The 26,749-nt window shown below is 72.0% G+C and carries 31 protein-coding genes and 4 tRNA genes; 27 read left to right on the top strand and 8 right to left on the bottom strand.

All coding sequences use genetic code 11. The annotated features are described in order from the left end of the window. Positions 1–36 precede the first annotated feature (36 nt). From SCK26_RS19775 to SCK26_RS19700, 16 genes are all read left to right on the top strand, one after another. A complete protein-coding gene (locus SCK26_RS19775) occupies positions 37–306 on the top strand; it encodes a hypothetical protein (protein ID WP_318202625.1) in 270 nt (89 codons plus the stop codon). Then, complete coding sequence (locus SCK26_RS19770; RefSeq protein ID WP_318202624.1) at positions 296–892, top strand: phage gp6-like head-tail connector protein; 597 nt, start codon at positions 296–298, stop codon at positions 890–892. The genes SCK26_RS19775 and SCK26_RS19770 overlap by 11 nt, the downstream gene beginning before the upstream one ends. 8 nt (positions 893–900) lie before the next feature. Next, positions 901–1,350: a hypothetical protein gene (locus SCK26_RS19765; protein ID WP_318202623.1), complete on the top strand. Its 450-nt coding sequence runs from the start codon at positions 901–903 to the stop codon at positions 1,348–1,350. Next, the gene (locus tag SCK26_RS19760) at positions 1,350–1,571 is read left to right on the top strand and encodes a hypothetical protein (protein ID WP_318202622.1); all 222 of its coding nucleotides are present in this window, start codon (positions 1,350–1,352) and stop codon (positions 1,569–1,571) included. Before SCK26_RS19765 ends, SCK26_RS19760 begins: the two co-directional genes overlap by 1 nt. Continuing rightward, positions 1,571–2,308: a hypothetical protein gene (locus tag SCK26_RS19755; protein WP_318202621.1), complete on the top strand. Its 738-nt coding sequence runs from the start codon at positions 1,571–1,573 to the stop codon at positions 2,306–2,308. The genes SCK26_RS19760 and SCK26_RS19755 overlap by 1 nt, the downstream gene beginning before the upstream one ends. A 61-nt stretch (positions 2,309–2,369) precedes the next feature. Next, positions 2,370–2,780 (top strand): phage tail tube protein, encoded by a 411-nt coding sequence (locus SCK26_RS19750; protein ID WP_318202620.1) that lies wholly within the window; start codon positions 2,370–2,372, stop codon positions 2,778–2,780. After that, on the top strand, positions 2,780–3,289 hold the full coding sequence (locus SCK26_RS19745; RefSeq protein ID WP_318202619.1) for a hypothetical protein: 510 nt from the start codon (positions 2,780–2,782) through the stop codon (positions 3,287–3,289). Before SCK26_RS19750 ends, SCK26_RS19745 begins: the two co-directional genes overlap by 1 nt. 8 nt (positions 3,290–3,297) lie before the next feature. Continuing rightward, on the top strand, positions 3,298–3,708 hold the full coding sequence (locus SCK26_RS19740; protein WP_318202618.1) for a hypothetical protein: 411 nt from the start codon (positions 3,298–3,300) through the stop codon (positions 3,706–3,708). 179 nt (positions 3,709–3,887) lie between these two features. Further along, positions 3,888–6,821, top strand: coding sequence for a phage tail tape measure protein (locus tag SCK26_RS19735; protein ID WP_318202617.1), 2,934 nt, complete (start codon positions 3,888–3,890; stop codon positions 6,819–6,821). A 16-nt stretch (positions 6,822–6,837) separates the two neighbouring features. Beyond that, positions 6,838–10,032, top strand: coding sequence for a hypothetical protein (locus SCK26_RS19730; RefSeq protein ID WP_318202616.1), 3,195 nt, complete (start codon positions 6,838–6,840; stop codon positions 10,030–10,032). A gap of 10 nt (positions 10,033–10,042) precedes the next feature. After that, the gene (locus SCK26_RS19725; RefSeq protein ID WP_318202615.1) at positions 10,043–10,468 is read left to right on the top strand and encodes a hypothetical protein; all 426 of its coding nucleotides are present in this window, start codon (positions 10,043–10,045) and stop codon (positions 10,466–10,468) included. A 62-nt stretch (positions 10,469–10,530) separates the two neighbouring features. Next, entirely contained in the window at positions 10,531–10,746 is a 216-nt protein-coding gene (locus tag SCK26_RS19720; RefSeq protein WP_318202614.1) for a hypothetical protein, read from the top strand. Further along, positions 10,743–11,549, top strand: coding sequence for a peptidoglycan-binding protein (locus tag SCK26_RS19715; protein ID WP_318202613.1), 807 nt, complete (start codon positions 10,743–10,745; stop codon positions 11,547–11,549). The genes SCK26_RS19720 and SCK26_RS19715 overlap by 4 nt, the downstream gene beginning before the upstream one ends. 20 nt (positions 11,550–11,569) lie before the next feature. Beyond that, complete coding sequence (locus SCK26_RS19710) at positions 11,570–11,836, top strand: hypothetical protein (RefSeq protein WP_318202612.1); 267 nt, start codon at positions 11,570–11,572, stop codon at positions 11,834–11,836. Continuing rightward, positions 11,836–12,267 carry a hypothetical protein gene (locus tag SCK26_RS19705; RefSeq protein WP_318202611.1) on the top strand — a complete coding sequence of 144 codons (432 nt, stop codon included), beginning with the start codon at positions 11,836–11,838 and terminating at the stop codon, positions 12,265–12,267. Before SCK26_RS19710 ends, SCK26_RS19705 begins: the two co-directional genes overlap by 1 nt. Continuing rightward, on the top strand, positions 12,264–12,638 hold the full coding sequence (locus tag SCK26_RS19700; RefSeq protein WP_268694011.1) for a hypothetical protein: 375 nt from the start codon (positions 12,264–12,266) through the stop codon (positions 12,636–12,638). The genes SCK26_RS19705 and SCK26_RS19700 overlap by 4 nt, the downstream gene beginning before the upstream one ends. Positions 12,639–12,680: 42 nt before the next feature. Here the strand turns inward: SCK26_RS19700 and SCK26_RS19695 are convergent, their stop codons facing one another. Further along, positions 12,681–13,349, bottom strand: a complete 669-nt coding sequence (locus SCK26_RS19695) for an HAD family hydrolase (RefSeq protein WP_318202610.1) — start codon at positions 13,347–13,349, stop codon at positions 12,681–12,683. Between the two features lie 81 nt (positions 13,350–13,430). On the opposite strand from SCK26_RS19695, the gene SCK26_RS19690 reads away from it, so the two are divergent. The 5 genes from SCK26_RS19690 to SCK26_RS19670 all read left to right on the top strand — a co-directional run bounded on the left by SCK26_RS19690 (position 13,431) and on the right by SCK26_RS19670 (position 16,646). Beyond that, a complete protein-coding gene (locus SCK26_RS19690; RefSeq protein ID WP_318202609.1) occupies positions 13,431–14,633 on the top strand; it encodes a helix-turn-helix domain-containing protein in 1,203 nt (400 codons plus the stop codon). 102 nt (positions 14,634–14,735) lie between these two features. Further along, positions 14,736–15,146, top strand: coding sequence for an ATP-binding protein (locus SCK26_RS19685; RefSeq protein ID WP_318202608.1), 411 nt, complete (start codon positions 14,736–14,738; stop codon positions 15,144–15,146). Next, positions 15,143–15,481 (top strand): hypothetical protein, encoded by a 339-nt coding sequence (locus tag SCK26_RS19680; RefSeq protein ID WP_318202607.1) that lies wholly within the window; start codon positions 15,143–15,145, stop codon positions 15,479–15,481. The genes SCK26_RS19685 and SCK26_RS19680 overlap by 4 nt, the downstream gene beginning before the upstream one ends. Then, the gene (locus tag SCK26_RS19675; protein ID WP_318202606.1) at positions 15,478–15,951 is read left to right on the top strand and encodes a hypothetical protein; all 474 of its coding nucleotides are present in this window, start codon (positions 15,478–15,480) and stop codon (positions 15,949–15,951) included. The genes SCK26_RS19680 and SCK26_RS19675 overlap by 4 nt, the downstream gene beginning before the upstream one ends. Continuing rightward, entirely contained in the window at positions 15,948–16,646 is a 699-nt protein-coding gene (locus SCK26_RS19670) for a hypothetical protein (RefSeq protein ID WP_318202605.1), read from the top strand. The genes SCK26_RS19675 and SCK26_RS19670 overlap by 4 nt, the downstream gene beginning before the upstream one ends. Positions 16,647–16,775: 129 nt before the next feature. On the opposite strand, the gene SCK26_RS19665 is transcribed toward SCK26_RS19670, so the two are convergent. From SCK26_RS19665 to SCK26_RS19640, 6 genes are all read right to left on the bottom strand, one after another. Beyond that, positions 16,776–16,961: a helix-turn-helix transcriptional regulator gene (locus SCK26_RS19665; RefSeq protein ID WP_318202604.1), complete on the bottom strand. Its 186-nt coding sequence runs from the start codon at positions 16,959–16,961 to the stop codon at positions 16,776–16,778. Between the two features lie 308 nt (positions 16,962–17,269). Next, positions 17,270–17,342 (bottom strand) — tRNA-Lys (locus tag SCK26_RS19660). 99 nt (positions 17,343–17,441) lie between these two features. Further along, positions 17,442–18,959: an amino acid permease gene (locus SCK26_RS19655; RefSeq protein WP_318202603.1), complete on the bottom strand. Its 1,518-nt coding sequence runs from the start codon at positions 18,957–18,959 to the stop codon at positions 17,442–17,444. Positions 18,960–19,066: 107 nt separating this feature from the next. Then, complete coding sequence (locus tag SCK26_RS19650) at positions 19,067–21,208, bottom strand: DEAD/DEAH box helicase (RefSeq protein ID WP_318202602.1); 2,142 nt, start codon at positions 21,206–21,208, stop codon at positions 19,067–19,069. 246 nt (positions 21,209–21,454) lie between these two features. Beyond that, positions 21,455–21,991, bottom strand: coding sequence for a hypothetical protein (locus SCK26_RS19645; protein WP_318202601.1), 537 nt, complete (start codon positions 21,989–21,991; stop codon positions 21,455–21,457). A 169-nt stretch (positions 21,992–22,160) separates the two neighbouring features. Beyond that, positions 22,161–22,511 (bottom strand): metallopeptidase family protein, encoded by a 351-nt coding sequence (locus SCK26_RS19640; RefSeq protein WP_318202600.1) that lies wholly within the window; start codon positions 22,509–22,511, stop codon positions 22,161–22,163. A 60-nt stretch (positions 22,512–22,571) separates the two neighbouring features. Between SCK26_RS19640 and SCK26_RS19635 the strand changes: the two genes are divergently transcribed. The 6 genes from SCK26_RS19635 to SCK26_RS19610 all read left to right on the top strand — a co-directional run bounded on the left by SCK26_RS19635 (position 22,572) and on the right by SCK26_RS19610 (position 25,702). After that, positions 22,572–24,122 carry a metallophosphoesterase gene (locus SCK26_RS19635; protein ID WP_318202599.1) on the top strand — a complete coding sequence of 517 codons (1,551 nt, stop codon included), beginning with the start codon at positions 22,572–22,574 and terminating at the stop codon, positions 24,120–24,122. A gap of 80 nt (positions 24,123–24,202) precedes the next feature. Continuing rightward, positions 24,203–24,275 (top strand) — tRNA-Glu (locus SCK26_RS19630). 36 nt (positions 24,276–24,311) lie between these two features. After that, positions 24,312–24,386, top strand: a tRNA-Asp gene (locus SCK26_RS19625). Positions 24,387–24,410: 24 nt separating this feature from the next. Then, a tRNA-Phe gene (locus SCK26_RS19620) sits at positions 24,411–24,484 on the top strand. Positions 24,485–24,581: 97 nt separating this feature from the next. Next, a complete protein-coding gene (locus tag SCK26_RS19615) occupies positions 24,582–25,307 on the top strand; it encodes a histone deacetylase (RefSeq protein WP_318202598.1) in 726 nt (241 codons plus the stop codon). Between the two features lie 74 nt (positions 25,308–25,381). Continuing rightward, positions 25,382–25,702: a hypothetical protein gene (locus SCK26_RS19610; RefSeq protein WP_318202597.1), complete on the top strand. Its 321-nt coding sequence runs from the start codon at positions 25,382–25,384 to the stop codon at positions 25,700–25,702. Here SCK26_RS19610 and SCK26_RS19605 read toward each other — a convergent pair. After that, on the bottom strand, positions 25,699–26,733 hold the full coding sequence (locus SCK26_RS19605; RefSeq protein WP_318202596.1) for an ABC transporter permease: 1,035 nt from the start codon (positions 26,731–26,733) through the stop codon (positions 25,699–25,701). The genes SCK26_RS19610 and SCK26_RS19605 overlap by 4 nt on opposite strands. Between the last annotated feature and the right edge of the window lie 16 nt (positions 26,734–26,749).

The raw sequence follows: 26,749 nt of genomic DNA, 5'->3' as shown, positions 1-26,749 counted from the left end.
GCGGGCGGCAGCCCCGGCCGCAGGAGAGGAGACCTGGTGAAGTACGTCAAGCAGTCCCTGGCCGTGCGCTGGTCCGGTGGCACGGCCGCGCTGCGAGAGGGACAGTCCATCGCCGACGACCACCCCCTGGTGGCGGAACGTCCGGACCTGTTCACCGATACAGCACCGGACCCGGACATCAAGATGCCCGCAGCGGGGCGCCTGGGTGCCCCGCGGGTCGAACGCGCTACCCGCGAGCCCGGCGAGGTCCGCAAGGCCCCCCTTGGCAGGCGAGCCGCGAAGAAGCCGGACGCCGATGGCCAATGAGTACGGCACCCTCGCCGCACTGAAGGAACGGGTCGGCATCCAGGCCGACGACACCACGGCGGACACGCTGCTGACCAGTGCCCTCGCTGCGGCCTCGCGCGGTATCGACCGGGCGACCGGCCGCCGGTTCTGGCTCGACGCCGAGCCGGTCGCGCGCATCTACAGGCCGCGGGGCCGGATCGTCTACGAGCCCGACGGCGTCCTGTTCCTGGTCGATGACATCGGCAGCGCCGAGGGCCTGAGCGTCGAAACGGGCTCGGGCACGTCCTGGTCGCTGGCGACCGGCTACGACACCAGCCCCGACAACGCACTCCTCGACGGCCGGCCCATCACCGGCCTGCTCCGGGCGAGCGGCAGCTGGGGATCGGCCACGGGGCGGCTGCGGGTCACCGCCCGGTTCGGGTGGCCGGCCGTGCCGGACGACATCACCGAGGCGGCCCTGATCCAGGCCTCCCGGCTGTACAAGCGTAAGGACAGCCCGGAGGGCATCATCGGCTCGGCCGAGTGGGGCGTGCGCAACCTCTCGCGCCGTGACCCGGATGTGTGGGCGCTGATCGAGCCGTTCATCCTGCCGGGCTTCGGATAGGAGGCGGCATGCAGATCTCCGCCATTCGCGAGGCGATCGCCGAGGCGGCCCGGGCGGTCGTCCTGCCCGAAGGCATCAAGGCGTTGACGTGCACCGGCTACGTCCCGGACGCCGTGGTCGCACCGCACTTCTTCGTCGCCGAGTACGAGCAGGACTTCGACCGGGCCATGGCGCGCGGCCTGGACGAGCTGACGTTCACCTGCCGTGTGCTCGTCTCCCGTGCTGACGACCGCTCGGCCCAGCGCGTCCTCGACGGCATGCTGTCCGGCTCCGGCCCCGCCTCGCTCAAGCAGGCGATCGAGACAGCCCGCGGGGCGCCCGGCGAGTACGCACTGGGCGGCCTGGCCCATGACCTGCACGTCATGCGGGTCCAGGGCTACCGCTGGTACGAGCACGCCGGCTCCACCTACGTCGGCGCCGAGCTGGCCGTCAAGGTCATCGGAGAAGGGAGCACCTGATGCTGATCCGCATGCTGGTCGAGATGCCCGACGGCGCCGCCCGCAACGGCGAGCCCTGGCCCGCCAAGGGGGCGGTCGCCGACCTGCCGACGGCCGAGGCCGCGCACCTGATCGCCTCCGGCATCGCGGAGGAAGCCGCCGAGGATGCCGGAGGCGGCGAGCAGGCGCCGGCCGAGCAGCGACGCGGGCGACGCCGGGCGCCAGCGGAAGAGGAGGGGTGATGTCCAAGACCGTCCTGGTCAACGTCCGCGCGTTCACCGTGGGCCTCGACCTGACCAGCGTCTCGAACAAGATCGAGCTGTCCGCCGAGGTCGAGGACAAGGACTCCACCAACTTCGGCTCGGGCGGCTGGAAGGAGGTGATGGGCGGGCTGGCCTCGGCGGAGATCTCCGGTGAGGGACAGTGGGAGGCAGGCGACCCGTCCAAGGTCGATGACGCGTCGTGGGCCAACCTCGGTGGTGTCGGCCCCTGGTCCATCAGCGCCAACAACTCCGCGAACGTCGGGGACCTGGCCTACTTCACCTCCGCCATGCAGGCCAGCTACACGCTCGGCGAGTCCGTGGGCGAGATCGCTCCCTGGGCCACGTCCGCGAAGAGCAGCTGGCCGCTGGTCCGCGGCCAGTTCGCGCACCCGCCCGGCACAGCCCGTACCGCCACCGGTACCGGCGCCGGCGTGAACATCGGCGCGGTGCCCGCGGGGCGGCGGCTGTACGCCGCGCTGCACGTGCTGTCCGTGGCCGGCACCACGCCGAGCCTGACCGCCCGGGTCGAGTCGTCCGCGGACAACACCTTCGCGGCACCGGTCACCCGGCTGACGTTCGGCGCGGCCACGGCCGTCGGCGGGCAGATCCTGCGGACCTCGGGCAGCGCGATCGCCGATCCCTGGTGGCGCGTCGCCTGGACCGTCACCGGCACCACGCCCAGCTTCCTGTTCGTCGCCTCGCTCGGCGTCCAGTAGCCACCACACCCGCCCAGGCCCTCCCGGGCCCGTTCGCCATGCCCTGGAAGGGGGCCCCACCATGCCCAAGATGGTCCTGCTCGCCCAGTACCTGAGCATCAACGGCCAGACCCTGAACACCTTTACCAAGAAGGCGGAGTTGTCTGTCGAGGTCGAGGACAAGGACGTCACGACCTACGGCAGCCTCGGCTGGAAGGAAGTCATCGGCGGCCTGAAGTCCGCTGAACTCGCGGTGGAGTTCCTCCAGGACTTCGCCGCCAGCCAGCTCGACGCCATCATGTGGCCGCTGCTCGGCACCGTGGTGCCGTTCGAGGTCCGCGCCGACCAGTCCGCGGTCAGCACCACGAACCCGAAGTACAGCGGCAACATCCTGATCAAGGGCTGGAACCCGATCGAGGGCTCGGTCGGCGACGAGGCCACCGTGGGGATCACCTTCCCCACGTCCGGCGCCGTGGCCCGCGGAACGACCTGATGGCCGGCGGACCGCCGTTCGGCCTGGGCGTCGAGAACATCGAGGGCCTGGACGCACTGGCCCGCGCGATCCGGGCCGAGGAGGACGGCAAGGCCCTGCGCAAGGAGCTGGCGCGGAACATGCGCGAGGCCCTCAAGCCCGCGGCCGCCGAGGCGAAGTCCCAGATTATGTCGATGTCATCGGCCGGCCTGCCCACCGCGCCCGCTCTGCGGTCGTCCATCGCGCGGAAGATCCGGCCCGAGGTCAAGCTCGGCGGGCGCTGGTCCGGCGCCCGTGTGAAGGCGTTCAAGACGAAGAACGTCCGTGGCTTCCCCAACGCGCCCAAGAGGACAAACAGGGCCGGCGGCTGGCGGCACCCCGTCTGGGGCAGCCGCGAGGTCTGGGTGCAGCAGACCGGCAAGATCCAGTGGTTCGACCGCAGCTTCGAGGGACGTGAGGGCGTCTACAGGGCCGCCGTGGAGACGGCGATGGAGAACATGGCCCGGCGCCTCGCCGCCCGGGCCCGATAGGGAGAGCGATGTACCTGGTCTACAGCCCCGAGGGCAGCGACGAGCCGAAGCGCTGGAAGTACAACCCGCGCAAGATCATGTCCGCCGAGCGGGAGAACATCGAGCGGATCACCAGCCGCAACTGGAGCGAGTTCACCAAGGACGTCGTGGCCGGCTCGTCGCTGTGCCGCCGCGCCCTGCTGTACACGTACCTCAAGCGCGAGCACCCCACGCTGAAGCTGGACGACGTCGATTTCGCCTGGGACGAGCTGTCCCTGGAGTACAGCCGTGGCGAGCTGGCCGAGCTGCGCAAGTCCGTCGCCGAGTCCGCGACCGGCGACGAGCGTGCCACCATCCTCGCCAAGTTGGACGAGGAGATCTCGGAGGCCTTCGAGGACCCGGAGGACGAGGGAAAAGCCCAGCTGCCCGTCGCCGACTGAGCAGGCTGGGCGACGCCGCCCACCTGCTCGGCATGCGCCCCCGCGACTGGGACGCCTGCACTGTCGAGGAGACCGACGCGCTGCTCGACTGGCTCGATGCCTACGAGGAAGCCCAGCGCAAGGCGCATGAAGACCTGAACAGGGGCCGCTGACGCCCCCCGGCTGAAGGGGGGACGGCGGTGAGCGACACCTCGCTCGTCTTCAACCTCGTGGCCCGGGACCGCACCGGGGAGGGCCTCTCCAAGGTGCGGGAGCGGTTCGACACCGCGGCGGCCGGCATCGGCGCGGGCGTCGCCACCGCCCTCGGCGTGGGCGTGGCGGCCAGCCTCGACATGTCGGCCGCCAGCAACAAGCTCGCCGCCCAGCTCGGCGTCGGGCCGGAGAAGGCCGCCGACTTGGCGAAGGTCGCAGCGTCGGTTTACGAGGGCGCCTGGGGCGATTCGATCCAGACCGTCAACGAGGCCATCAGGGGCGTCTACCAGAACATCGGCGACGTCTCGCAGGTCGAGGGCGGCCTGGAGGGAGTCACCACCAAGGCCCTCGCGCTCGCCGAGACGTTCGACCAGGAGGTCGGGCCGACCACGGCGGCCGTCGGCCAGCTGATGCGCACCGGGCTGGCGAAGAACGCGAACGATGCGTTCGACATCATCTCCGCCGGGTTCGGGACGTCCGCGAACAAGGCCGACGACTTCCTCGACGTGATCAACGAGTACTCCGTGCAGTTCAAGCGCGTCGGCCTGGACGGCAGGACAGCGATCGGGCTGATCGACCAGGCCGTCGACGCGGGTGCCCGGGACGGTGACCAGGTCGCCGACGCCATCGGGCAGTTCGGCGAGCTGGCTCTCGCCGGCGGCTCGGCAGTCGAGACCGCGTTCACGTCGATCGGGCTCAACGCGGACACCATCAAGGCCAAGCTTCAGCAGGGCGGCAAGGCGGGCCAGCAGGCCTTGCAGATGACGCTCGATGCCCTGCGCGGAACCAAGGACGAGCAACTCCGGCTCAACGCCGCCACCGCGCTGTTCGGCGACCCCGGCACCGTGATGGGTGACGCGCTATTCGCGATGGACCCCGCCGGTGCTGCCGCCGCATCCGGGATGGACAAGGCGGCCGGGTCGACGGACCGGCTCGTCGACACGATGGGCGGCAGCGGCGCGAAGGCGCTGGAGGAGTTCAAGCGCAAGGCGATGACCCGGCTTGCCGAGGTCAGCGGCGGCTTCGTCCAGTTCGCCATGACCAACCAGGGCGTGTTCCTGCCGCTCACGTACACCCTGATGGGGCTGGCCGCCACGGTGCTCGTCGTCCGGGGCGCGATGGCCACCTACTCGGCCGTCTCCACCCTGGTGGCCGGCGCCAACGCCATCATCTCCGCCTCGGCCTGGGGCGTGATCGGGAACTGGCTGCGCATGAACGCGGTCGGCCTGATGGCGTACGCGCGGATCGCCGCCGGCGCCGTGGCCTCCGCACTGACCACCGCAGCGGCCTGGGCAGGGTCCGCGCTGGTGTCCATCGGGACCTGGGTCCTCGCCGTCATCCGGGCCGCTGTCGTCTCCGGCGTGCAGTTCGCCATGATGGCCGCCCGCGCGATCGCCTGGGCCGCGACGATGGCCGCCCAGTGGCTGATCGCCATGGGCCCGGTCGGCTGGGTCATCGCCATTCTCGTCGGCCTGGTCGTGCTGATCGTCGCCAAGTGGGACCTGGTCAAGCAGTACACCGGCATGGCCTGGAACTGGGTCTGGGGCAAGGTCCGGGGGGCGGTGTCCGGTGTCCTCGCCGCCGTCGGCTGGATCGCCCGGATCCCTGGGCAGGTAGCGGGCTACTTCAACCGAATGAAGATCGCCGCGATCCAGAGGGCCGTAGCCCTGGTCGTGTGGATGCAGGGCCTGCCCGGGCAGATCAGTCGGGGTATCGGCTCGCTGGGCAGCCTGCTGTACTCCAAGGGCGTCGCGGTCGTACAGGGCTTGTGGAACGGCATCAAGTCCATGGGCGGCTGGATCAGGTCCCAGCTGATCAGCTGGGCGCGGTCCATGATCCCGGGGCCGATCGCCAAGGCCCTCGGCATCGCGTCGCCGTCGAAGGTCACGACCGCCCAGGGCCGGTGGATCGCCCGCGGCCTGGTCGCCGGTCTGACCGGGTCGGCCAAACAGGTCAGGGCGGCCTCGACCAAGCTCGCGGACATTGTTCGCGACGCCATGGCCCCGGGGAAGAAGAGGTCCAAGGCCCTCGGCAACATCAGCACCGGCTCCGCGCAGCTGGTGAGGCTGGCGAACCGCGAGGCCTCCGTCGCCGCACGGCTGAAGACCGCCAACACGCGGCTCGCCGACCTGATCAAGGCCCGGGACAAACTCGCCGCGGACGTGAAGAAGGGCGTGCTGGACGCGGCCAACATCACCCAGAACCCCACTGGTGGCGCAGTCACCGCCGACAGCATCCTGACCGGCCTGCAGAACAAGCTCCAGCAGGCCAAGCAGTTCGCCGCCGACCTGGCCCGGCTGCGCAAGAAGGGCGTCCGCGCGGACCTCATCGCCCAGATCGCCCAGGCCGGCGTCGAGCAGGGGTCGGCGGCCGCGACCGCGCTGGCGATCGCGGACAAGGGCACCATCCAGCAGATCAACGCGACCCAGGGCCAGCTCGTCACCGCCGCTGGCCAGGCCGGATCCGTCGCCGGGAACGCGATGTACGGCGCTGGTATCCAGGCCGCCCAGGGCATCGTCAAGGGCCTGCAGAAGGAACAGGCGGCGATCGAGAAGCAGATGCTGAAGATCGCCCAGGGCATGCAGAAGGCGATCAAGAAAGCTCTCGGCATCCGGTCCCCGTCGGCCCTGATGGCGGACACCGTGGGCCGGTTCATCCCGCCCGGCGTGGTCGAGGGCATCAAGCAGACCAGCCCCCAGCTCGACGCCGTGATGCGCCGGCTCGTCCGGCCGGAGCTGGCAGGCCAGCCGGGGGCCCCGCTCACCACGGGCATGGCCCCGCTCGTCGGCGGACCCGCCGGCGGCGGGGTCGTGGTGGTCCGGTTCGAGATGGGCGGCGCCCAGGACGACTTCCACCGCCTGATGCGCAAGCTGACCCGCGTCAAGGGACGCGGCAACGTACAAGTCGCCTTCGGGCAGTAGCAGAAGGGAGGCTGTCGTGGCGTGGCCGCAGACTCCGCTGGACGTGCGGGTAGAGCTGCTCATCGACGGCAGCTGGACGGACGTCACGAAGGACGTCTATGCCGCCGAGCAGATCAGCATCTCGCGGGGGCGGGCGGACGAGGGCGCCCGCACTGACCCCGGCAAGTGCGCGCTCACCTTCAACAACGGCGCCTCCAAGGTCGTCCCCGGCGTCTTCGGCCGGTACTCGCCGCGCAACCCCCGCAGCGACCTGTACGGGCGCATCGGCCGCAACACACCGCTGCGGGTGTCCGTACCCGGGCCGACGTCGTACCTGGAGCTGGACGGCGACCCGGCCAACTACGCCACCACCCCCGACACCGCGGCACTCGACATCACCGGCGACCTCGACCTGCGCTGGGAGGGAGAGGCCAACTGGAACCGGCTCGGCGCCCAGATCCTCATCGGCAAGTGGGACGCCGCCGGACAGAAGGCCTACATGCTGCGCCTGGAGGACGGCTACCTCGTCATCCACCACAGCACCGACGGCACCAACGGCGCTCTGCTGCGCTGGCGTCTGCCCGCGCTGCCCCGCCGCGCCGCGCTGCGGGCCACGCTGGACGTCGACAACGGATCGGGCGGCCGCACCGCGACCTTCTACTGGGCCCCCACCCTTACCGCGCCCTGGCGGCAGTTCGGCGGGGGCAGCGTGACCGGCACCGGCACCACCTTCGCCAGCACCGCCCCCCTGCGCATCGCGCCCGCCGACCTCATCTCCGCCACCCCGCTGCGGTACCCGGTCACCGGGCGGGTCTACCGGGCCGAGGTCCGCAACGGCATCGACGGCCTCCTGGTCGCCGCGCCTGACTTCACCGCCCAGGCACCGGGCACCACAGCCTTCAGCGACGGCGTGGGCCTGCCGTGGACGCTCGCGGGCCAGGCGGCGATCAGCAACCGGCGCACCCGGTTCGTCGGCGAGGTCTCCGCGTGGCCCGCCCGGTGGGACGTCTCCGGCAAGGACGTCCGCGTGCCGGTCGAGGCCGCCGGTGTCCTGCGCCGCTACGGGCAGGGCACCAAGGCGCTGGACTCCACCCTGCGGCGCCGGATCCCCTCCGGGAACCCGCTGGCGTACTGGCCGATGGAGGACGGGGCCGAGGCCACCCAGGCAGCATCCGCCGTCAGCGGTGGCAGGCCGCTGCGCGTGTCCGGGCTCTCGTTCGGCGGCAGCGACTACCCGGCCGGGTCCAGCCCGCTGCCCACGCTCGGCCAGAGCGCCTCGCTGGAGGGGCGGGTGCCCGGCGCCACGGCCGGCGGCTGGCACGTCGAGATGGTCTACAAGCTGCCGACGCTCCCCTCGGTCGAGCAGACCATGCTGTCCCTGACCCTCAACCCCGGCACCGGCGGTGTGGCACAGGTGCTGTGCCGTGTCTCGGCCGCCGGGATCCGGGTCCAGGCCCTCGACGGCGACGGCACCGTGCTGGCCTTCTTCGTCTTCAGCGACGCGGACGCCATCGGCGACTTCGCCGGCGTGTGGAACCGGCTGCAGATCTACTCCGCCACCAGCGGGTCCAACGCCTACCTCAACTGCTCGTGGCGCGATGTCGTGGCGAACACCTGGTGGAACGCGCGGACCACCTGGGTGGGCACGCCCGGCACGCTCACCGGCATCAAGGGCAGTTGGGGGTCCGACTTCCAGGGCATGGCGATCGGCCACCTCGCCGCGTGGGACATCGGCGGCACCACCGCCCCCGCGGCGGGCGTCACCGTCTACAACGACGCCGACGACGGGTTCCGGCAGGAACCGGCCGGGGTCCGCCTGACCCGGCTGGCCTCCGAGGAGAGCTTCCCGCTCACCGTGTACGGGGCGGTGAACAGCCAGGAACCGATGGGACCCCAGCGCGTCGAGACCCTGCTCGCCCTGCTGGAGGAGGCCGCCGACGTCGAGGGCGGCATCCTCTACGAGCGGCGCGACCGGCTCGGGCTCGCCTACCGCGACCGTGCCTCCCTGTACAGCCAGGCCCCGGCACTGCGCCTGGACTACACCGTCGACGGGCACGTGGCCCCGCCGCTGGAACCGGTGGACGACGACCAGGCCGTCCGCAACGACGTCACCGTCACCCGGGACGGCGGCGCCTCGGCGCGGGTCACCCTCGACACGGGCCCGCTGTCCACGCAGGCACCCCCCAACGGGGTCGGTGTCTACGACGAGTCGGTCACCCTGAACCTGTACGACGACGACCAGCCCGCGCAGCACGCCGCGTGGCGTCTGCACATGGGCACCGTGGACGAGGCCCGCTACCCGGTCGTCAACGTGGACCTGGCCGCCGCCCCTGCTCTGGTGGACGCGGTCACCGCGCTGGACTCCGGCGACCGCATCCAGATCGCGAACCCGCCCGCCTGGCTCCCCCCGGGCCCCATCGACCTGATCGTGCAGGGCTACACCGAGGTCATCGGCCACCCCAACGACTGGGACGTCCAGCTGACCTGCACGCCGGCCACCCCGTGGACCGTGGCGGCGACCGCCGTCTACGAGGACTTCGAGGACAGCACCTACGCGGTCACGATCACCAGCGGCGGGAACGCACCGTGGGACCGGTCGCAGACCCGCTACAACACCGGCACCTGGTCGCTGCAGTCCGGCGCGATCGCCAACGCCCAGACGTCGGACGCCATCGTGACCGTGCCGGACGGCGCCACGGAGCTGACGTTCTGGTACCGCGTGTCCTCCGAGCCGGCGGGGCCCGGTTTCGAGGGCGACCGGCTCGTGGTCCTGGTCGACGGAACCCAAGTGCTGCGCGCCCAAGGGGAGGTCGGGTGGACGCGGACGACCATCGACGTCACCGGCCGAACCGCTGTCACCTTCCGGTACGCCAAGGACAACAGCAGCTCGGCCGGTGAGGACGCCGCCTGGATCGATGACCTGCTCTTCAAGGGGCCGGCGCCGATGCGGGCGGCCACCGACGGCAGTCAGCTCGCCGCCGGCGCGGGGACGAGTGACACCACGCTGTCCGTGGCGGTCACCACCGGGCCGCTGTGGATCACGGACGCGGCCTACCCGGCCGACTTCCCTTTCGACGTCACGGTCGGCGGCGAGCGCATGCGGGTCACCAGCATCACCGGCTCCACCTCCCCGCAGGCGTTCACCGTCGTCCGCAGCGTGAACGGCGTCAGCAAGGCGCAGACGGCCGGCACGCCGGTCCAGCTCGCCGACCCCTCGTTCGTCGCCCTGTGAGGAGATCTACGTGACCCTGTGGCAACCCGGCATGCTCATCACGGCCGCCCGGCTGAACGACGGTCCGGACGCGGTCACCACGGCGAGCGGGCTCGTCGTCGCGTCCGGGTTCTCCCTCAACGACTTCCGCGGCACCCGATCCGGAAAGTCCGTCACCGTCGACATCTACTTGCACCGCACCGGGGCCGACATCACCGTGACCGGCGGCAACATCACCGACACCCAGACCTGCACCGTGCCGGCAGGCTTCCGCCCCAACAACGGCACCGTCAACGGCAGCTGGGACGACGGCACCGCGCAGGGCGGGTTCGTCATCGGTAACGACGGCATCTGCACCCTGCGGACGTCGAACGGGTCCCTCATCCGCGGCGACGCCACATCCCCCACCGGCCAGGGCTCCAACCTGCGGATGCACGCCGACTTCATCCTCGTCTGACCCCACCCCACCCCAAGCCCCGCGCCGTCCGGCCGGGGCTTTCTTCACGCCCTGGAGGGCCCATGCCCCAGCACTCCCCGAGCGACCTCGGCCAGGTCGCGTACCTCGCCTACAGCGAGGCGACCGGCGGCCTCACCCACGACGGCCGGCCGATGCCCGCGTGGGACGACCTCGGCGACACCGTCCAGGGCGCCTGGATCGCCGCGGCGGCGGCCGTCGCCGCGCACACCGCCGACGACCAGGCCGCCGCCGACGACGAGCAGGAGGCCAGCCGATGAGACTCGTCACCCGCAAGGCGCTGGGCTGGCCGGCGTCGGCCGCCCCGCTACAGGCGACCACCCGCGGCGTGAAGGTCCACTACGAGGGCACGCCGGTCAGCCGGAACCTGCTGACCGACCACGCCGCGTGCATCGCGGAGTGGCAGGCGATCCGCCGCTCCCACCTGGCGAACACCAAGGAGAACTACTCCGACATCGCCTACAACTACGGGGCCTGCCCGCACGGCTACCTCCTCGAGGGCCGCGGCATCGGCCGGCGGACCGGCGCCAACGGCAACCAGCCGCTGAACATCTCGCACTACGCGATCGTCGGCCTGGTCGGCGACGAGGGCCTGACCGAGCCGACCGACGAGATGCTGGGCGCGATCCGCGACGGCATCGAGCTGCTGCGCGCACACGGCGCCGAGGACGAGATCCTGGGGCACAAGGACGGCTACCCGACCGCGTGCCCGGGCGGGCCGCTGTACGCGTGGGTGAAGAAGGGCGCGCCCCGTCCGGCCGGGACCGGCGGCGGCCCCGCCCCCAACGGGCCGAAGTACGAGCCGTTCCCAGGCGCGCAGCTGTTCATGGCCGGTAGCAAGCCCGCCATCGGCCGGTCCTCGAAGATCTTCACCGCGATGGGCAAGCGGCTCATCGCGCGCGGCTTCGGTCGGTACTACCGGGTCGGTGCCGGGCCCACGCTCGGCGAGGCCGACGTCAAGGCGTACGAGGCGTACCAGCGGTCCCTCGGCTACAGCGGCGCGGACGCCCGGTGGCCACCCGGCCCCACGTCCTGGGCCAAGCTCCACGTCCCCAACGTCTGACCTGAGAGGACCGATCCACCATGTCCCAGCTCCACCTGCCCAGCAACGAGATGGTCGTGAAGACGGCGAAGACCTACACACGCGACCTCGCCGAGCGCGTCATCTGGACATTCCTCGGCGCCGCCGGGGCCGTCGCGCTCGCGGGCGGCCCGGCCGACATGCTGTCCGTCTCCTTCTGGGAGGGCGCCGGCACCGCCGGCCTGGCCGCCGTCGTGACCCTCGTCAAGGGAATCGCGGCCCGGCTCATCGGCCCGAAGAACAGCGCGTCCACGGCACCGGGCGTCTGATGCGCGCGGCGGCCCGGCGGCTCCGCAAGAAGCTGGGCCGCCGCGGGCACGCACTCGCGCTCCTCGGCATCGGCAAGTGCTGCTACGGGGCGGGCTACATCCTCACCCCGCAGCCCGAGACGCGCGGCCTGGAGCTGCTCACCAACCACGGGAGCATCCGGTGGTGGGCGATGGTCTGGGTGGTGTGCGGCGCGGTCACGTTCGGCTCGGCCTGGCTGCGGATCGGCCGCGACCGGTTCGGGTTCATCGCCGCCCTGGTCCCGCCGTTCGTGTGGGGGGCCGCGTTCCTCTGGGCGTCGGCCGCCGGCGACTTCCCGCGCGGCCTGGCCATCTTCGGCTGGTACGCCACCAGCCACGTCGGCATCATCCTGTGGGCCGCGAGCGTGCCTGAGTACGAGGTGCCCCACACCGTAGGTCGGGAGGCACCGTGAGCGGAGCGTGGGGGGTCGTCGCCGGCATCATCGGGTCGGTGCTCGGCGCCGTCGCCCTGCTGGGCTCGGGGTTGTTCGCGGCGCGGGCGACGCGGGCGGCGGCCCGCACCACGGCTGAGGCGCAGCGTACGGCGGCCGAGGCCGCAGCCGAGCCCGCGCAGCGGCAGGCCGACCTCGCGGCCTTCCGGGAGATCCGGGAGACGTTGGAACGGCGGGTGGACCGGAGCGAGCGGCGGATCGAGGGGCTGACCTCTCTGGTGCGGGCGTACGCCGGGTACGTTGCGGAGCTGACCGGGTTGATGCGGCAGCGCGGTATCGAGCCGCCGGCCCCGCCGCCCCGGGTGGAGGAGTACGACCGTACGGGCGTCTGACCATGGCCCCTTCTCGCCTTCGGGCGGGAGGGGGCCCTTTCGTCATGCCACAATCACGTCGAGGACCTGCTCGGTGTCGGCTAGGCCGCTCAGCACGACGTCGGCGCCCGCTTCCCTCAGCTCGGCCGCTGGTGTCTTCCCTGTCGCGACCGCCACCACACGTACGCCGGCGTCGCGGCCACCCGTCACGTCGGCCGGGGTGTCCCCGAGGAACACCGCCGCTGGTGCCCCTACGTCCGCGCGCGCCAGGGCCTCGCGCAGCAGTTCCGGCCGCCCTTCTCCGTCCTCGCCGTACGCCCCGTGGTCCAGGTTCAGGTACGAGTCCAGTCCGAACGTCGCCAGCTTGACCTCGGCCGCCAGGCGAACGTTGCCCGTCACCACCGACTGCCGTACGCCTCGCTCGGCGAGGGCCGCCAGAACGCCCGCTGCGCCGGCCAGTGCGTGCCCCCGCTCCCGCAGTTCGGCCGCCCGCCGGACGTGCACAGCGCCCAGTGCGTCAGCGAAACGGACGAACAGGGCCTCGCTGAAAGGGACGCCGTGCAGCCGGGCGGTCTCGCGCAGGATCACCCGCTCCGTCGATCCCGTCACCGACGCCTGTTCTCGCAGCTCCAGCCCTGTCACCTGCTTGAATGCCTCGGCCCACAGCTCTCGGCCGAACCCGCCCGTCGCCATCAGCGTGTGGTCGATGTCCCACAGCACCAGTTCCAGCACCGGGGCCTCCTCTCTTCGGAACAGCAGGGTCCCCGCGCATCCGGCACCCTACGCTCGGAACACGGAGCGAGGAGTGGGCGCATGGTTGCAGCAGACCTCCCCATCGGGGACCGGATCCGGCACTACCGCGGAGGGCGCCGGCAGGACGCAGTCGCGGGGCTGGTCGGGATCTCTCCGGACTACCTGTCCCAGATCGAACGCGGATTGAAGGTGCCCTCGTTGCCGATCCTGTACGCGCTCGCCCAGGAGCTGGGCGTGCCCGCCGCCGCACTGCTGTCCGATCGACCACCGGCCGAACAGCAGCCCACGGACACGGCGGAAGTCGCCGTCGGCCGTGCCCTCCTCGGATACGGACCAGCCCGCAGTACGGCGCCCGTGTCTTCGGCCGTACTACGGGACCGGGTCGAGGCCGCTTGGAGGAGCTGGCAGAGCGACGGCGATCGCTTCACCAAGGCCGCCGAGACACTGCCCGGTTTGGTCGCCGACATGGAGCACGCCGTACGTGCCGCACGCGCTGGAACGGACGCGGCCGAGCGGCGCGCAGTGCTCCGCGCCTCCGTCGATCTCTACTGTCTCCTCCGCTCATATCTCCGGCGTACCGGCCGTGTCGACCTTGCCACCATCGCCGCCGACCGTGCCATGCGTGCCGCAGAGGACGCCGACGACCCGCTGCGCATCGCCGCCGCCCAGTGGAACTTGGGGCACGTACTCCTCGCCGCCGACCAGCCTGGTGAAGCAGAGGAACTGGCGCTGCGAGCAGCCGAGCAGGTGGCCGGCGTACGGCTGCCTGAGGTCGAGCGGACCGCGATGAGCGGCGCGCTTCATCTTGTTGCCGTGGTGGGCGCGGCACGTCAACGGCGCTGGTGGGAAGCCCGACACCGATTGCGGGAGCACGCGGCGCGGGCGGCTCGTGCGGTACCTGACCACAGCAACGTCGGCTGGACCGTGTTCGGTCCCACCAACGTGGCACTTCATGCGCTGTCCATCGAGATGGAGGCCGGCGAGACGGGCGAGGCGCTGCACACCGCCGATGCCATCGACACCAGCGGTCTGCCGAGTCTGGAACGGGAGTTCACGTTCGGTCTTGAGGTGGCAGCGTGCCACAGCCAGCGGCGAGATGACGCCGCAACCCTGTTGGCCCTGATCGGCCTTGAGGCGATCGCACCAGAAGATCTCGCGCGGACCGCGCTCGCGCGCCAGCTGGTGCTGACGGTGATCCGGCGGGCCCGGGCGATGCACGCACGCCAGGCCGAGCAGCTGGCGGAGAGGATCGGCCTGGTCTGACGAGCCTGTGGTTCACCCGAGCTGACAGCTCGGATGACAGGTTGTACGCCTCCATACAGTCGTCTTGTGAGTTGGATCACTAGACCGTGGAGGCGTGCCGCTATGGCCGTGGAGCGCAGGCACCTGCCGCAGGTCCGCGTACTACCCCGGCAGACATCTGCCGCGCCGGACGCGCGGCACTTCGTCATCGACGTCCTCAAGGACTGGGGCCTGCTCGACGTGCTGGCCGATGCCGCGCTCGTCGTGACCGAGCTGGTGACCAACGCGGTCCAGCACACCGAGACACCGACCGTCCGGGTCATCGTTCGCCGGCTGCCGTCGGACGCCGTCCGGGTCATCGTCATCGACAGGCACCCTGAGGCCTGTCCCGACATCCGGACCGCAGGCCCCCTCGCCACCGCCGGGCGCGGGCTGGCGGTGGTGGACGCCATCACCAAGAGCTGGGGCTACACCCGCTGGCCCTGGGAGAAGCAGGTGTGGGCCGACCTGTCCACCGTTGAGGAGCGGGCATGACGTCCACCCCGAGGACCCTGTCCCGCATCCCCGCAGATCTACGCCCCCTGCTCCCCCTGCCAGCCCTGGACGACCTCCCCGCCGCCAAGGCGCGCGGAGCTGAGTGCACCTGGTGCGCCACGCGGCTGTCCATCGCCACCGCCGTGGACCTCGGGGAGCGCCCGGCCCAGGGCGGCATCACGCTCTTCCTCCGCGGCTGCCACCGGTGCACCCTGCGGGCCGCGGCCCAGGCGTACATCGCCCACCCCGGCCCCTGCCCGCAGTGCGTCTACGACCTGAAGCCCTGCCCGGTCATGCAGGCTCTGCGGACTCTGCTTCTGGAGCTGCCCCGATGACCGTGCAGATCCCCGCAGTGCTCTACGACGTGCACGAGTGCCTCTCCTGGTACGAGGTACCCCGGCGCCTACCCGCGACGGCCGCGGCCGGCGAGGCATGCGTCTGGTGCACCCGTCCGGCGGACGCCACCGCCGTAGAACTGGCCCCCTCAGCCGCGCTCCGCCGCCTGGCCTGCCAGCGCTGCTACTCGGCCCGGCTCGCCTGGTACCTCACCTGGGCGGACTGGCACACCCACTACACCGTCTGCACGGCCTGCCGGCAGCGTCAGACCTGCTACGTCGGTCACGGCCGCCGTCTCCTGCACGAGCGGACTGCGCAGGCCATCGGGAAGAAGCCCGAGTGCGTCGTCTGCCCCGCACCGCTGCTGCCGACGGAGCTGGTGGGCCCCGTGAAGTGGGAGGGCACCACCAGGCACAGCATCGGGTACGCCCACCTGCGGTGCCTGACCGGGAGGGCGAGCACCCGATGACCACAGCCACCAGCCCGATCCGGCCCGTCCGGTACTGGGACGGCACCCCCGTTCCCTTCATCACGACCTGGTCCAAGGAGCAGATCCCGCCCCAGCCTCTGGCCAAGGTCCGGCGCCTCGGAGGAACGGAACTCGGCCTCCGAGGCGAGACGGAGGTCGAGCGGCACTACGGCGTGCCGTGGATGCGGATGCCGGCCACCCGGGGCGGCCGGCCGCGGCACGGACTCGTTCACGCGCTGCGGCAGCGGCAGGCGATGAGCCGCCTGCTCTGCCAGCTCTGCGGCGGGCCCACGGTCGGGACCCGGAAGGACGCGCGCACGCTCTTCCTCGCCGCCGGCGCCCGCCAGGCCCTCTACGCCGGTGAGCCGACGGCGTCTCCACCGGTGCACGCCGTCTGCGCCCGGCTCGCCGTCGAACACTGCCCACCGCTCCACCGCCGCGGCTGGGCGGCTGCGCTGGTGGAGCGCACGCCGGTCTGGGGGGTGGCCGGTACGGTCTACGACCCGCTCACCCTTGAACGAGTCCCCGGGCCCGAGGACGGTGAGGGCCTGCACCGCGTCGCGTTCACGGACACGAGACGCATCCGCTGGACCCTCGCCGCCCGCCTAGTGATCACCTTGGAAGGCGTCACCCCCGTGACTGACCTCGACGCCCTGGCCGACGAGGAGACCGCGATGATCCGAGCGATGAGATGAGCCCCGTGCCCAGCAGCACTGCCAGCCGCCGCCGGGCACGGTCAGATCTCCAGCGCGATGCCTCGGACGACGGCGCGGGCCCCGCGCTGGAGACGAGCGGCCGTCCCTGCCCCCCGTCAGGGACGGCCGTCATCCAACGAGATCACCCAGAGGAACACCGATGGCATCGGCGATCCGGATCAAGGTGTCCAGCAGAGGTGAGGCGTGGCCCTGCTCGATGCGGCTGTATGACGCCATGTCGATCCCGGTCCGCTCGCAGACATCACGCTGGCTCAGGTGGTGTGCCAAGCGCACGCGGCGGATCTGATCACCCACGGCGCGACGGCGGGCGAGGACCCGGGCGTCGGGCGGGGTGGGGCGTGGCACGGGTCCACGTTCTCGACCGCGTGATCACCTGTGATTAGGGTCGACCCTAAATCTCTGCCCCCTCAGACCGCCGAGGCGTTGGGCTACGGCCCGGAGAGGACGCCGAGGCGGAGCCGGGCGGCCACCCTCGCGGGTGGCCGCCCGGTCTCGTTTGCCGCGACCCCTCGGGCCAGCAGCGGGCCAGCATGCGATCATGAAACCCCCCTAAAACGGACTCGCCCCCAGCTCGATCCTGCTCTGAGCTGGGGGCGATGCGGTAGGCCCTGTGGGACTCGAACCCACAACCAATGGATTAAAAGTCCACTGCTCTGCCAATTGAGCTAAGGGCCCGGGCGATGTTGCTTGTCCGAGCATAGCCGGACGGGGGCGTGTCGCCGATCGGGTATCGGGGACACGGCCGCGTCGCGGGGGGCGGGAGGGGGCTGATGGTCACTTTTCGGCCGGTGTGGGGGCCGGGTCGACGGACAGGAACCAGTGGCGGGCCGAGGCCAGCCACCACACCGCCGCGAAGCCGAGGACGGCCAGGACGGCCACCGGGGCGTAGTTGAAGGTCCGCCAGGTGACCGGGGAGACCTGCGGCAGCATGAACAGGACAGTGATCACCAGCACCCACGTCACCGCGACCACTCCGACCACGCCGGACCAGCGGCCCAGGTGCCAGGGGCCGCGGTCGAACGCGGCACCCCTGCGGACCCGCAGGAAGGTCGGGATGACGTAGGCGATGTACAGGCCGATCACCGCAATCGAGGTCACCGCCGCGTAGGCCGTCGTGTTGATCAGGTAGGGCAGGCCGAGGACCAGCGCGCCGAGGGCGGCCAGCCAGACCGCCGCCACGGGGGTGCGGGTGCGCGGGCCGACCGTGCGCCAGAGGCGGGAGAACGGCAGCGCGCCGTCCCGGGAAAAGGCGTAGATCATACGGCTGTTGGCGGTGACGGAGGCCATGCCGCAGAAGAGCTGGGCGCCGATCACCACCAGCAGGAGCAGTTTGCCGGCCGTGGCGCCGAGGGCGTCCAGGAGGATCTGGGCGGGCGGGGCGCCGGTGGGGGAGGCGAGTGAGGCGTCGTAGGACTGGATGGCGAAGGTGAAGCCCAGCAGGAGCACGAAGCCGGCGATCCAGGACGTCCAGATCGAGCGGACGATGCCCTTCGGGCCCGCGGTGGCGGCGTCCCGGGTCTCCTCGGTCATATGCGCGGAGGCGTCGTAGCCGGTGAAGGTGTACTGGGCCATCAGCAGCCCCAGCAGGACCACGTACGGGCCGCTGCCCCAGCCCGTCTCGTTGACGAAGCGGGTGAAGACGAAGGACGCCGGCTGGTGGTGGTCGGGGACCAGCGCGAGCGCGCCGGTGATCACCGCGACGCCGAGGACATGCCACCACACGCTCACGCCGTTCAGGAACGCCACGATCCGCACGCCGAAGGTGTTCAGCAGGCCGTGCAGGACGAGGATCGCCGCGAACAGCGCCACCGTACGGCCCGGGGTCACCTCGAAGCCGGTCTGGAGGTTCAGATAGGCGCCCAGGAAGGAGGCCGCGCCGAAGTCGACGCCCGCGGTCACCGCCACCTGGCCCAGCACGTTGAACCAGCCCGTGAACCACGCCCAGGCCGCCGCCGAACGCGGCGGCGCCAGCCGGTGGGCCCAGAAGTACAGGCCCGCCGAGGTCGGGTACGCCGAGCAGATCTCGGCCATCGACAGGCCCACGAACAGCGTCATCAGGCCGACCGCGACCCAGCCCCAGGTGATCACGGCCGGGCCGCCCGTGGTCATGCCGAAGAGGTAGAGGGTCAGACAGCCGGAGAGGACCGAGATGATCGTGAAGGAGACGGCGTAGTTCGAGAACGCCGACATCCGGCGCGCGAGGACCTGGGTGTAGCCGAGCTGTGCCAGCCGCTCCTCGTCCGACGGGCCGGAAGCCGCCCGCTGTCCGGTCACCCGCGCGTCATCTGTCATGCCTCCAGCAATTCCCTGCCCGGCGGTGTGATATGCGCCACTGGGCAGGGACACGGAAGGGCCCGTACGACCGGTGTCGTACGGGCCCTTCCTCAGCTCACTGGCTGTCAGCCGTTGCGCTTCCAGCGCGGCTTGTCCTCGCGGCGGCCGAAGGAGCCGCCGGTGCCGCCGCGGTGGTCGTCACGACGGCCGTAGGGGCGGTCGTGGCCGCCGGAGCGGAAGCCCGGGCGGTCGTCGCGGCGGTCGCGGTTGAACGGACGGTCGCTGCCCCGGTGGCCGCTGCGCTCGTCACGGCGGAAGCCACCGCGCTCCTCCCGGCGGAAGCCGCCCCGGTCGTCACGACGGTCGTCACGACGCTCGAAACCACGGCCACCACGGTCGTCGCGGCGCTCGAACGGACGGCGCTCGCCACGGTCGTCGCGGCGCTCGTCACGACGCTCGAAGCCACGGCCACCACGGTCGTCACGACGGTCGTCACGACGCTCGAAACCACGGCCACCACGGTCGTCGCGACGCTCGAAGCCACGGCCACCGCGGTCGTCACGACGGTCGTCACGACGCTCGAAACCACGGCCACCACGGTCGTCACGGCGCTCGAAACCGCGGTCACGGTCCCGGTCGAACGGACGGCGCTCGCCACGGTCGTCGCGGCGGTCGTCGCGGCGGTCGTCACGGCGCTCGAAGCCGCGCCGCTCCCGGCGCTCGTACGGCGCCGCCGCCGGGCGCTCCTCGCGCTCGGTCTCGCGCTCGGCCGGCTCCTCGGCCACGGCGAGCTGCTCCGCCGCCGTCGCCTGGGCCTCGGCCACCGCCGTCTCCGGGTCCTCGCCGCGCTCGCGGGCGACCCGGGCGACCAGCCGGTCGGCCTCCTCGCGCAGCTCGGCCGCGCGGCGCTGGGCGCGCTCCAGCTGCTTGGCGAGCTGGGCGACCTCGCGCTCGGCCTGCTGGGCGGCGTTGGCGGCGGACTCGGACTGGACCTCGGTCATGGAGCGGGCGCCGGTGATCTCGGCGACCTCCGGGTCGAAGGCGGCGCCGCCCTGGATGATGTGGCGGGCCGCGTCGACGCCGGCGTCCTCCATCAGGCGGAAGATCTGGCGCCGCTGGTGCGGCAGGGAGAGCGAGACGACCGTGCCGGTACGGCCCGCGCGGGCGGTACGGCCGGCCCGGTGCAGGTAGTCCTTGTGGTCGCCGGCCGGGTCCACGTTCAGGACCAGGTCGATGCCGTCGACGTGGATGCCGCGGGCGGCGACGTCGGTGGCGACGAGCACGTTCACGTACCCGTCCTTGAAGTCCGCGAGGGTCCGGGTCCGGGCGCCCTGGGTCATGCCGCCGTGCAGCGCGTCGGCCTTCACCCCGGCGTCGCGCAGCTGCTCGGCGACGCGGTCGGCGCCGAGCTGGGTGCGGACGAAGATGATCGTGCGGCCCTTGCGGGAGGCGATCGCGGCGGTGACCGGCGCCTTGTCCTTGGGCTTCACGATGAGGATGTGGTGCGACATGGTCGTCACCGCGCCCTGGGCCGCGTCCACCTCGTGCAGGACGGGCTCGTTCAGGTAGCGGTCGACCAGGGTCTTGATCTCGTTCTCCATCGTGGCGGAGAAGAGCATGCGCTGGCCGCCGGCCGGCACCTGGTCGAGCAGCTCGGTGACCTCGGGCAGGAAGCCCAGGTCGGACATCTGGTCGGCCTCGTCGAGAACGGCGATCCGCACGTCCTCCAGCGAGCAGGCGCCGCGGTTGATGATGTCGCGCAGGCGGCCCGGGGTGGCGACGAGGATGTCGACGCCGCGCTCCAGGGCGTAGATCTGATTGCCCATCGAGGTGCCGCCGCAGACGACCTTCATCTTCAGGCCGAGGACGTCGCCGTAGGGCTGGAGGGCGTCGGCGACCTGCATGGCCAGCTCGCGGGTCGGGGTGAGGATGACCGCGCGGGGCCGCTTCTTCTCGGTGCGGCCGTCGGCCAGCAGGGCCAGGGTTGGCAGACCGAAGGAGAGGGTCTTGCCGGAGCCGGTGCGGCCGCGGCCGAGGATGTCCTTGCCGTCCAGGGCGTCCGGGATGGTCGCGGCCTGGATCGGGAAGGGGGTCGTCACGCCGTTCTGCGCGAGCTTGCGCACGATGCCCTCGGGGAGGCCGAGGTCGGCGAAGGTGGTCTGGGGGGTGGTGTCAGCGGCCTCGGGGGCCTCGATGACCTCGTTCGTCACGTCGAGTTCGTTCTCGTTCTCGGACATGACGATCTGGTCGGTACTGGACACGGACATGCGAATGCGAAACCTTCCGGAGTCTCGTCGGCACGCGCCCGTCAACTCCGTGATTCGCTCACGACCGCCTCGATGCGGTCCGCCACGGCAAAGGAGAGTACGCGCCACACGGCGCGCTCTGTGGTGGCGCCGGGCAAATGGGATCAAACGATCTACCACCATACGCACCTACCACCCCTGAAGGCAAACCGAGTGGCATAGACCCACGTCACAGTGGGTCTGTCGGCGCCGGAGAAGTGGAAGGGGTCACACCGCCGCGCCCGCCGCGGGCGCCGGTTCGCGCTGGACGAGCTGGGGCCCGGGCTCCTCGTGCGCCGAGGAGGACGGCTCGGCCGACTGCGGCTCGGTGACGGGCGGCGGCTCCGTGGTGGCCGGCGGGGCGGGCGGGACGGAGCTGGCCGGGGGCGTGGGCGGGGCCTTGGTCGGCGCCGGGCCGCCGGGCACGTCGGTCTCCCCGGGCTCCTCCGGCTCGCCCCGCTTCCCCGGCTTCCCGGGCGCGTCCGAGGGGCTGTTCCCGCCCGACGCGGCGGGCGACGCCGAGCCGGACTCACCCGGCCTCGCCTTGCCGCCGTGGCCATGGGTGCCGTCGGCCGCCCTGCCCGCCTCGGCGGGAGCGGCCACGCCCGGGGCCGGGCCGCCGTCGGGTGCCTCGCCGCCGGGCTGTCCCGCCGAGCGGGAGGGGCGGGCCCGGTCCGCGCCGTCGCCCACGTTCACACAGCCGGCGGCGGCGGTGACGGCCAGTACCGCGGCGGCCAGACGGACGGGTACGTACAAGGGGCGCACAGCGGCCACCTCCGGGGGCGGGGACGGAGTCAACCTCCCCAACTCCCGCCGCCCACAAGAGGACACGCGCACGCCCCGGGCGCACGGCGGCACCCACCACCCCCCGTTCACCCGCGTCGGGCGCCCCGCCCGGCCGCGCCAGCCGTGCCGCTCGCGGCAGCCGCCCCGCTCACCCGTACCCGAGCGCGTGCAGCCGGTTGTCGTCGATGCCGAAGTGGTGGGCGATCTCGTGCACCACCGTCACCTCGGTCTCCGCGATCACGTCCTCCCGGCTGGCGCACATCCTGAGCGTCGGCCCGCGATAGATCGTGATCCGGTCCGGCAGGACGCCCGCGTACCACTCGCCCCGTTCGGTCAGCGGTGTCCCCTCGTAGAGCCCGAGCAGCTCGGGATCGTCGGCGGGCGGTTCGTCCTCGACGAACACCGCGACGTTGTCCATCAGCCGCGTCAGCTCCGGCGGAATACGGTCCAGCGCCTCGGCGACCAGTTCCTCGAACTCCTCGCGCGTCATCTCCAGCACACGGCCATTGTCCGCGAACGGCGTCGCATATCCACCCCTTGACGTGGGCATACGGCACCAATGGCCCGCGTCCCCCTCGCAGCCCTGAGCACCATGCGCCACCGGACCCCGCACCGCGCACGCCCCCGCCCGCTCCCCTCTGACGAACTCGCCGCCCGTCCCCGCCCCTGGACGCGCGCCCTCGGTCTGACCGCCGTGGTGCTCGCCGGCGCCTGGCTGGGCCTGCTGATCGCCGGCACGGTCCGGGTCCCGGTCGGCCCGATGGACACGACGATGGCGCTCCGGCCCTCCCTCACCGGCGGCACGAGGATCGACGTGTCCCCGCTGGGCTCGCTCTCCCTGGACAGCCACGCGGCCCCGGTCCGCCTGGACGTGAACGTCGAGCGGCTGGACCCGCCGCGCTCCCAGGCGCTGGTCGACCACCCGGAACGGATCTCCGGGCTCCAGGACGAGGTCGTCCGGGACGTCGGGCACGGCACACGGGACCTGGGCGTGCGTTCCTGCGTCGCCGTGGTCTGCGGCGCCACCGCCCTCGGTCTCGCCGTCTACCGCCGCCCGCGCCCGGCCCTGGCGGCCGGCGGACTGGCCCTGGTGCTGCTGGCCGCCTCGGGCGCGTCGGCGTACGCCACCTGGAACCCGAAGTCGGTCCTGGAGCCGAGGTTCTCCGGCCTGCTCGCCTCGGCGCCGTCCGTGGTCGGCAACGCCCGCAGCATCGTCACGGAGTTCGACGTCTACCAGAAGGAGCTGGCGCGCCTGGTGACGAACGTGACGAAGCTGTACGACGCCACGTCCACCCTCCCGGCCTACCGCCCCGACCCGTCCACCATCCGGGTCCTGCACGTGTCGGACATCCATCTGAACCCGGCGAGCTGGAAGATCATCGGCTCGCTGGTGAAGCAGTACCAGGTGAACGTGATCGTCGACTCCGGCGACACGATGGACCACGGCACGGCGGCGGAGAACGGCTTCCTGGACCCGGTCGGGGACCTGGGCGTGCCGTACGTCTGGGTGCGCGGCAACCACGACTCCCGGACCACCCAGCGCTATCTGGAGCGCATGCGCAACGTGCGCGTCCTGGACGAGGGCCGGGCCGTGACGGTGGGGGGCCTGCGGTTCGCGGGCACCGGCGATCCGCAGTTCACCCCCGACCGCTCGGCGGTGCCCGGCGGCGAGGCGGCCGAGCGGCTGGCGGGTGCCCGGCTGGCCAGCGCGCTGCGCGACCAGCAGGCGGCCGGCACCCCCGTGGACGTGGCGGTCGCGCACGAGCCGACGGCCGCCGAGGAGACGGACGGCGTGGTGCCCCTGGCGCTCTGCGGGCATCTGCACCACGAGGGAACGCGGCTGCTGCCGTACGGCACCCGGTTGCGGCGGGAGGGCTCGACCGGCGGCGGCGGGCTGCGAGCCGTGGAGCACGAGCACCCCGCCCCGATCCAGGCCTCGGTCCTCTACTTCGACCGGGACAGCCGCCGGCTCCAGGCCTGGGACGCCATCGAACTGGGAGGACTGGGCCTGACGACGGCCGAGGTCAGCCGCCATCTGGTGGACGAGAACAAGCCCGCCGCCGGTGCCTCGCGGTCCCCCTCGCCCGCCCCTCCCGGCGCCCTGCCGTAAACCGTTTTGGCGATACCCCTCGCCATCCCATATGCTTCTCACGTCCCCGACGCGCTGAGAAGCGCCCAGGCGGGCCGATAGCCCTCATCGTCTAGCGGCCTAGGACGCCGCCCTTTCAAGGCGGTAGCACGGGTTCGAATCCCGTTGGGGGCACGCATTACCGTGTGCGACACTGTTGCACACACGCTTGGTCCTGTGGAGCAGTTTGGAGTGCTCGCCACCCTGTCAAGGTGGAGGCCGCGGGTTCAAATCCCGTCAGGACCGCTGGTGTTTCACGTGAAACACCGTGGCTGGGTAGCTCAGTTGGTACGAGCGTCCGCCTGAAAAGCGGAAGGTCGCCGGTTCGACCCCGGCCCCAGCCACAGCCGCCCTGACCAGGGCAGAGCCCCTCTTCGTTCACGAAGAGGGGCTCTTTCGTACCCGTCCTGCCCACCCGGTACGCCAACGGAGCCCGCCACGGTGAAGGCCTTACCGAGCATCGATCCGACGCCGCCGCTCGACCGGCATCCCGAGCGGGTCTGGTACACCTCCTACGGCTCCAACACCCATCTGGACCGTCTCGCCGCCTACATCAAGGGCGGCCGGCCGCCCGGCGCGGGCCGGGAGTACCCCGGATGCCGCGATCCGGCCATGCCGGCCCGGTCGATCCCGGTGGAGCTGACCGGCGCGATGTACTTCGCCACCGAGTCCGCCGTCTGGGGAGGCGGGCGCGCCTTCTACGACCCGGAGGCGGACGGGCGGGTGCTGGCCCGGGCGCATCTGGTGACCAGCGGGCAGTTCGCCGACATCGCGGCGCAGGAGATGTACCGGGCGCCGGACGGCAACCTGGACCTGGTGGAGGTGCTCACGCGAGGACGTGCCGTCCTCGGCGAGGGGCGCTACGAGACCCTGGTGTGCGCCGGTCAGGTGGAAGGCCTGCCGGTGCTGACCTTCACCGCGCCGTGGGGCGTGAACGACGTGCCGTGGGTCGTCCCCTCCGCCGCCTACGTCCGCTTCCTGGCCACGGGCCTGCTCTCCGCCGGGGCCTGGGACACCGACGCGGTCGCCTCCTACGTCGCCTCCTGCCCCGGCGCCGACGGCCACTGGTCGCCCGGGGCCGTCGCCGCCCTCCTCGCCGGCGGCCCGGACGCGCACCGGCCGCCCGGGAGCCACCGGCCCGGACCGGACCGGCCGGACGCGCGGTGACCGCCTTGGCACCGCGCCCGGTCGGCGCTACGTTCGGCCTCGCCGCGCGTGGTGCGCGGGGACGGGGGGAGAACGTGAGCCGGAACGAGGACAGAGCCGGGCGGGACACCGACCTGGAGAAGGTCCGGGCCCGGTACGGGCTGTTCGCGGTCGTCTTCAGCAATCTCGCGATCGCCGCGGTCGCGATCATCGGCGTGTGGCGGCTCGACGGGGACAAGGCGGTGATCGTCGGCGTCCTCACCGCCGCGTTCACCGCCGTCAGCGGCATGACCACGGCCTACCTGGGGATCAAGGCCGTCTCCAACACCGCCAGGTCGATCGCGCTCGGCGACGGCATGGCCCGCAGGCACGCCGAGGCCGCCCCGGCGGCCCCGCCCGTCCAGGGTGCCTCCTAGGCCGTCTCCAGGTCCTCCTCGGCCGGCCGGACCGGACGCCCGCCCGGGTGGCGGTGGCGCCAGATCAGGAAGACCGCGCAGGAGACGACCGCCCAGCCCGCCAGCACCAGGAACGGGACGGCGTGCTGGTGGCCCCGGAAGTACACCGCGGTGTGCTGGGCGTTCACCGAGGCGCCGGGCGGCAGCCAGCGGCCGATCGTGCCGAGCAGGGACGGCAGCAGCGGCCAGGAGACGGCACCGCCGGACGACGGGTTGCCCAGCAGCACCATCAGGCCCCACGTCGGCAGCATGGCCCACCGGCCGAACAGGGTGTTGAACATCGTGAACACCATGCCGGACGTGAACATCGTGAAGGCGAGGATGGCCCACGACTCGACGAACGGCAGCCTGACCGCGCCCAGCCACCAGTCGACCACCGCGGCGATCGTGAACCCGCCCAGCACGGAGTAGGCGACGGTGTAGGCGATCCGCTCCAGCGGGTTCAGCTCCCGGGCGTGCACGCTGAGCTGGATGGCGCCGACGAAGCCGATGATCACGGCGGCCAGGGTGATGTAGAAGATGGCCAGTCCCCGCGGGTCGCCCCGCTGCAGCGGCTTGAGGTCGCGGACCACCACGGTGGTGCCGGTGGCCCTGCCCACCTGCTCCGCCGCCTGCCCGAGCACCTGGGCGACCGTCGCACCGGACGCCCCGGACACGTCCAGGGAGATCGTCCGGCCGCCGGCGGGCGCGTCGAGCACCGCGAACACCCTCTGCTCGTCCACGGCCCGTACCGCGTCCTGACGGCTGCCGTAGGGGCGCAGCCGCATCGAGGCGTCCAGCGCCTCCTCCATGCCGTCGATGAAGCGCCGGGCGGCCGGCTCGTCGTAGTGGCCGGTGACCGCCGTCGGAATGCCGTGCGGGGTCGGGTTGGCCATGGCGTACGTGTACGAGCCGGCGAAGAGACCGGCCGCGGCGGCGAGGATGAGGACGAGGACCGTGGCGGGCAGGAAGGGGGATGCCTTGAACGCCGCCCAGCGTTGCATATCGGGCATAACGGTTACTTTGGCA

Source organism: Streptomyces sp. SCL15-4 (genome assembly GCF_033366695.1).
GTDB lineage: Bacteria > Actinomycetota > Actinomycetes > Streptomycetales > Streptomycetaceae > Streptomyces.
The sequence above is the reverse complement of the archived record's forward strand: the minus strand, read 5'-3'. Positions and strand labels throughout refer to the sequence as shown.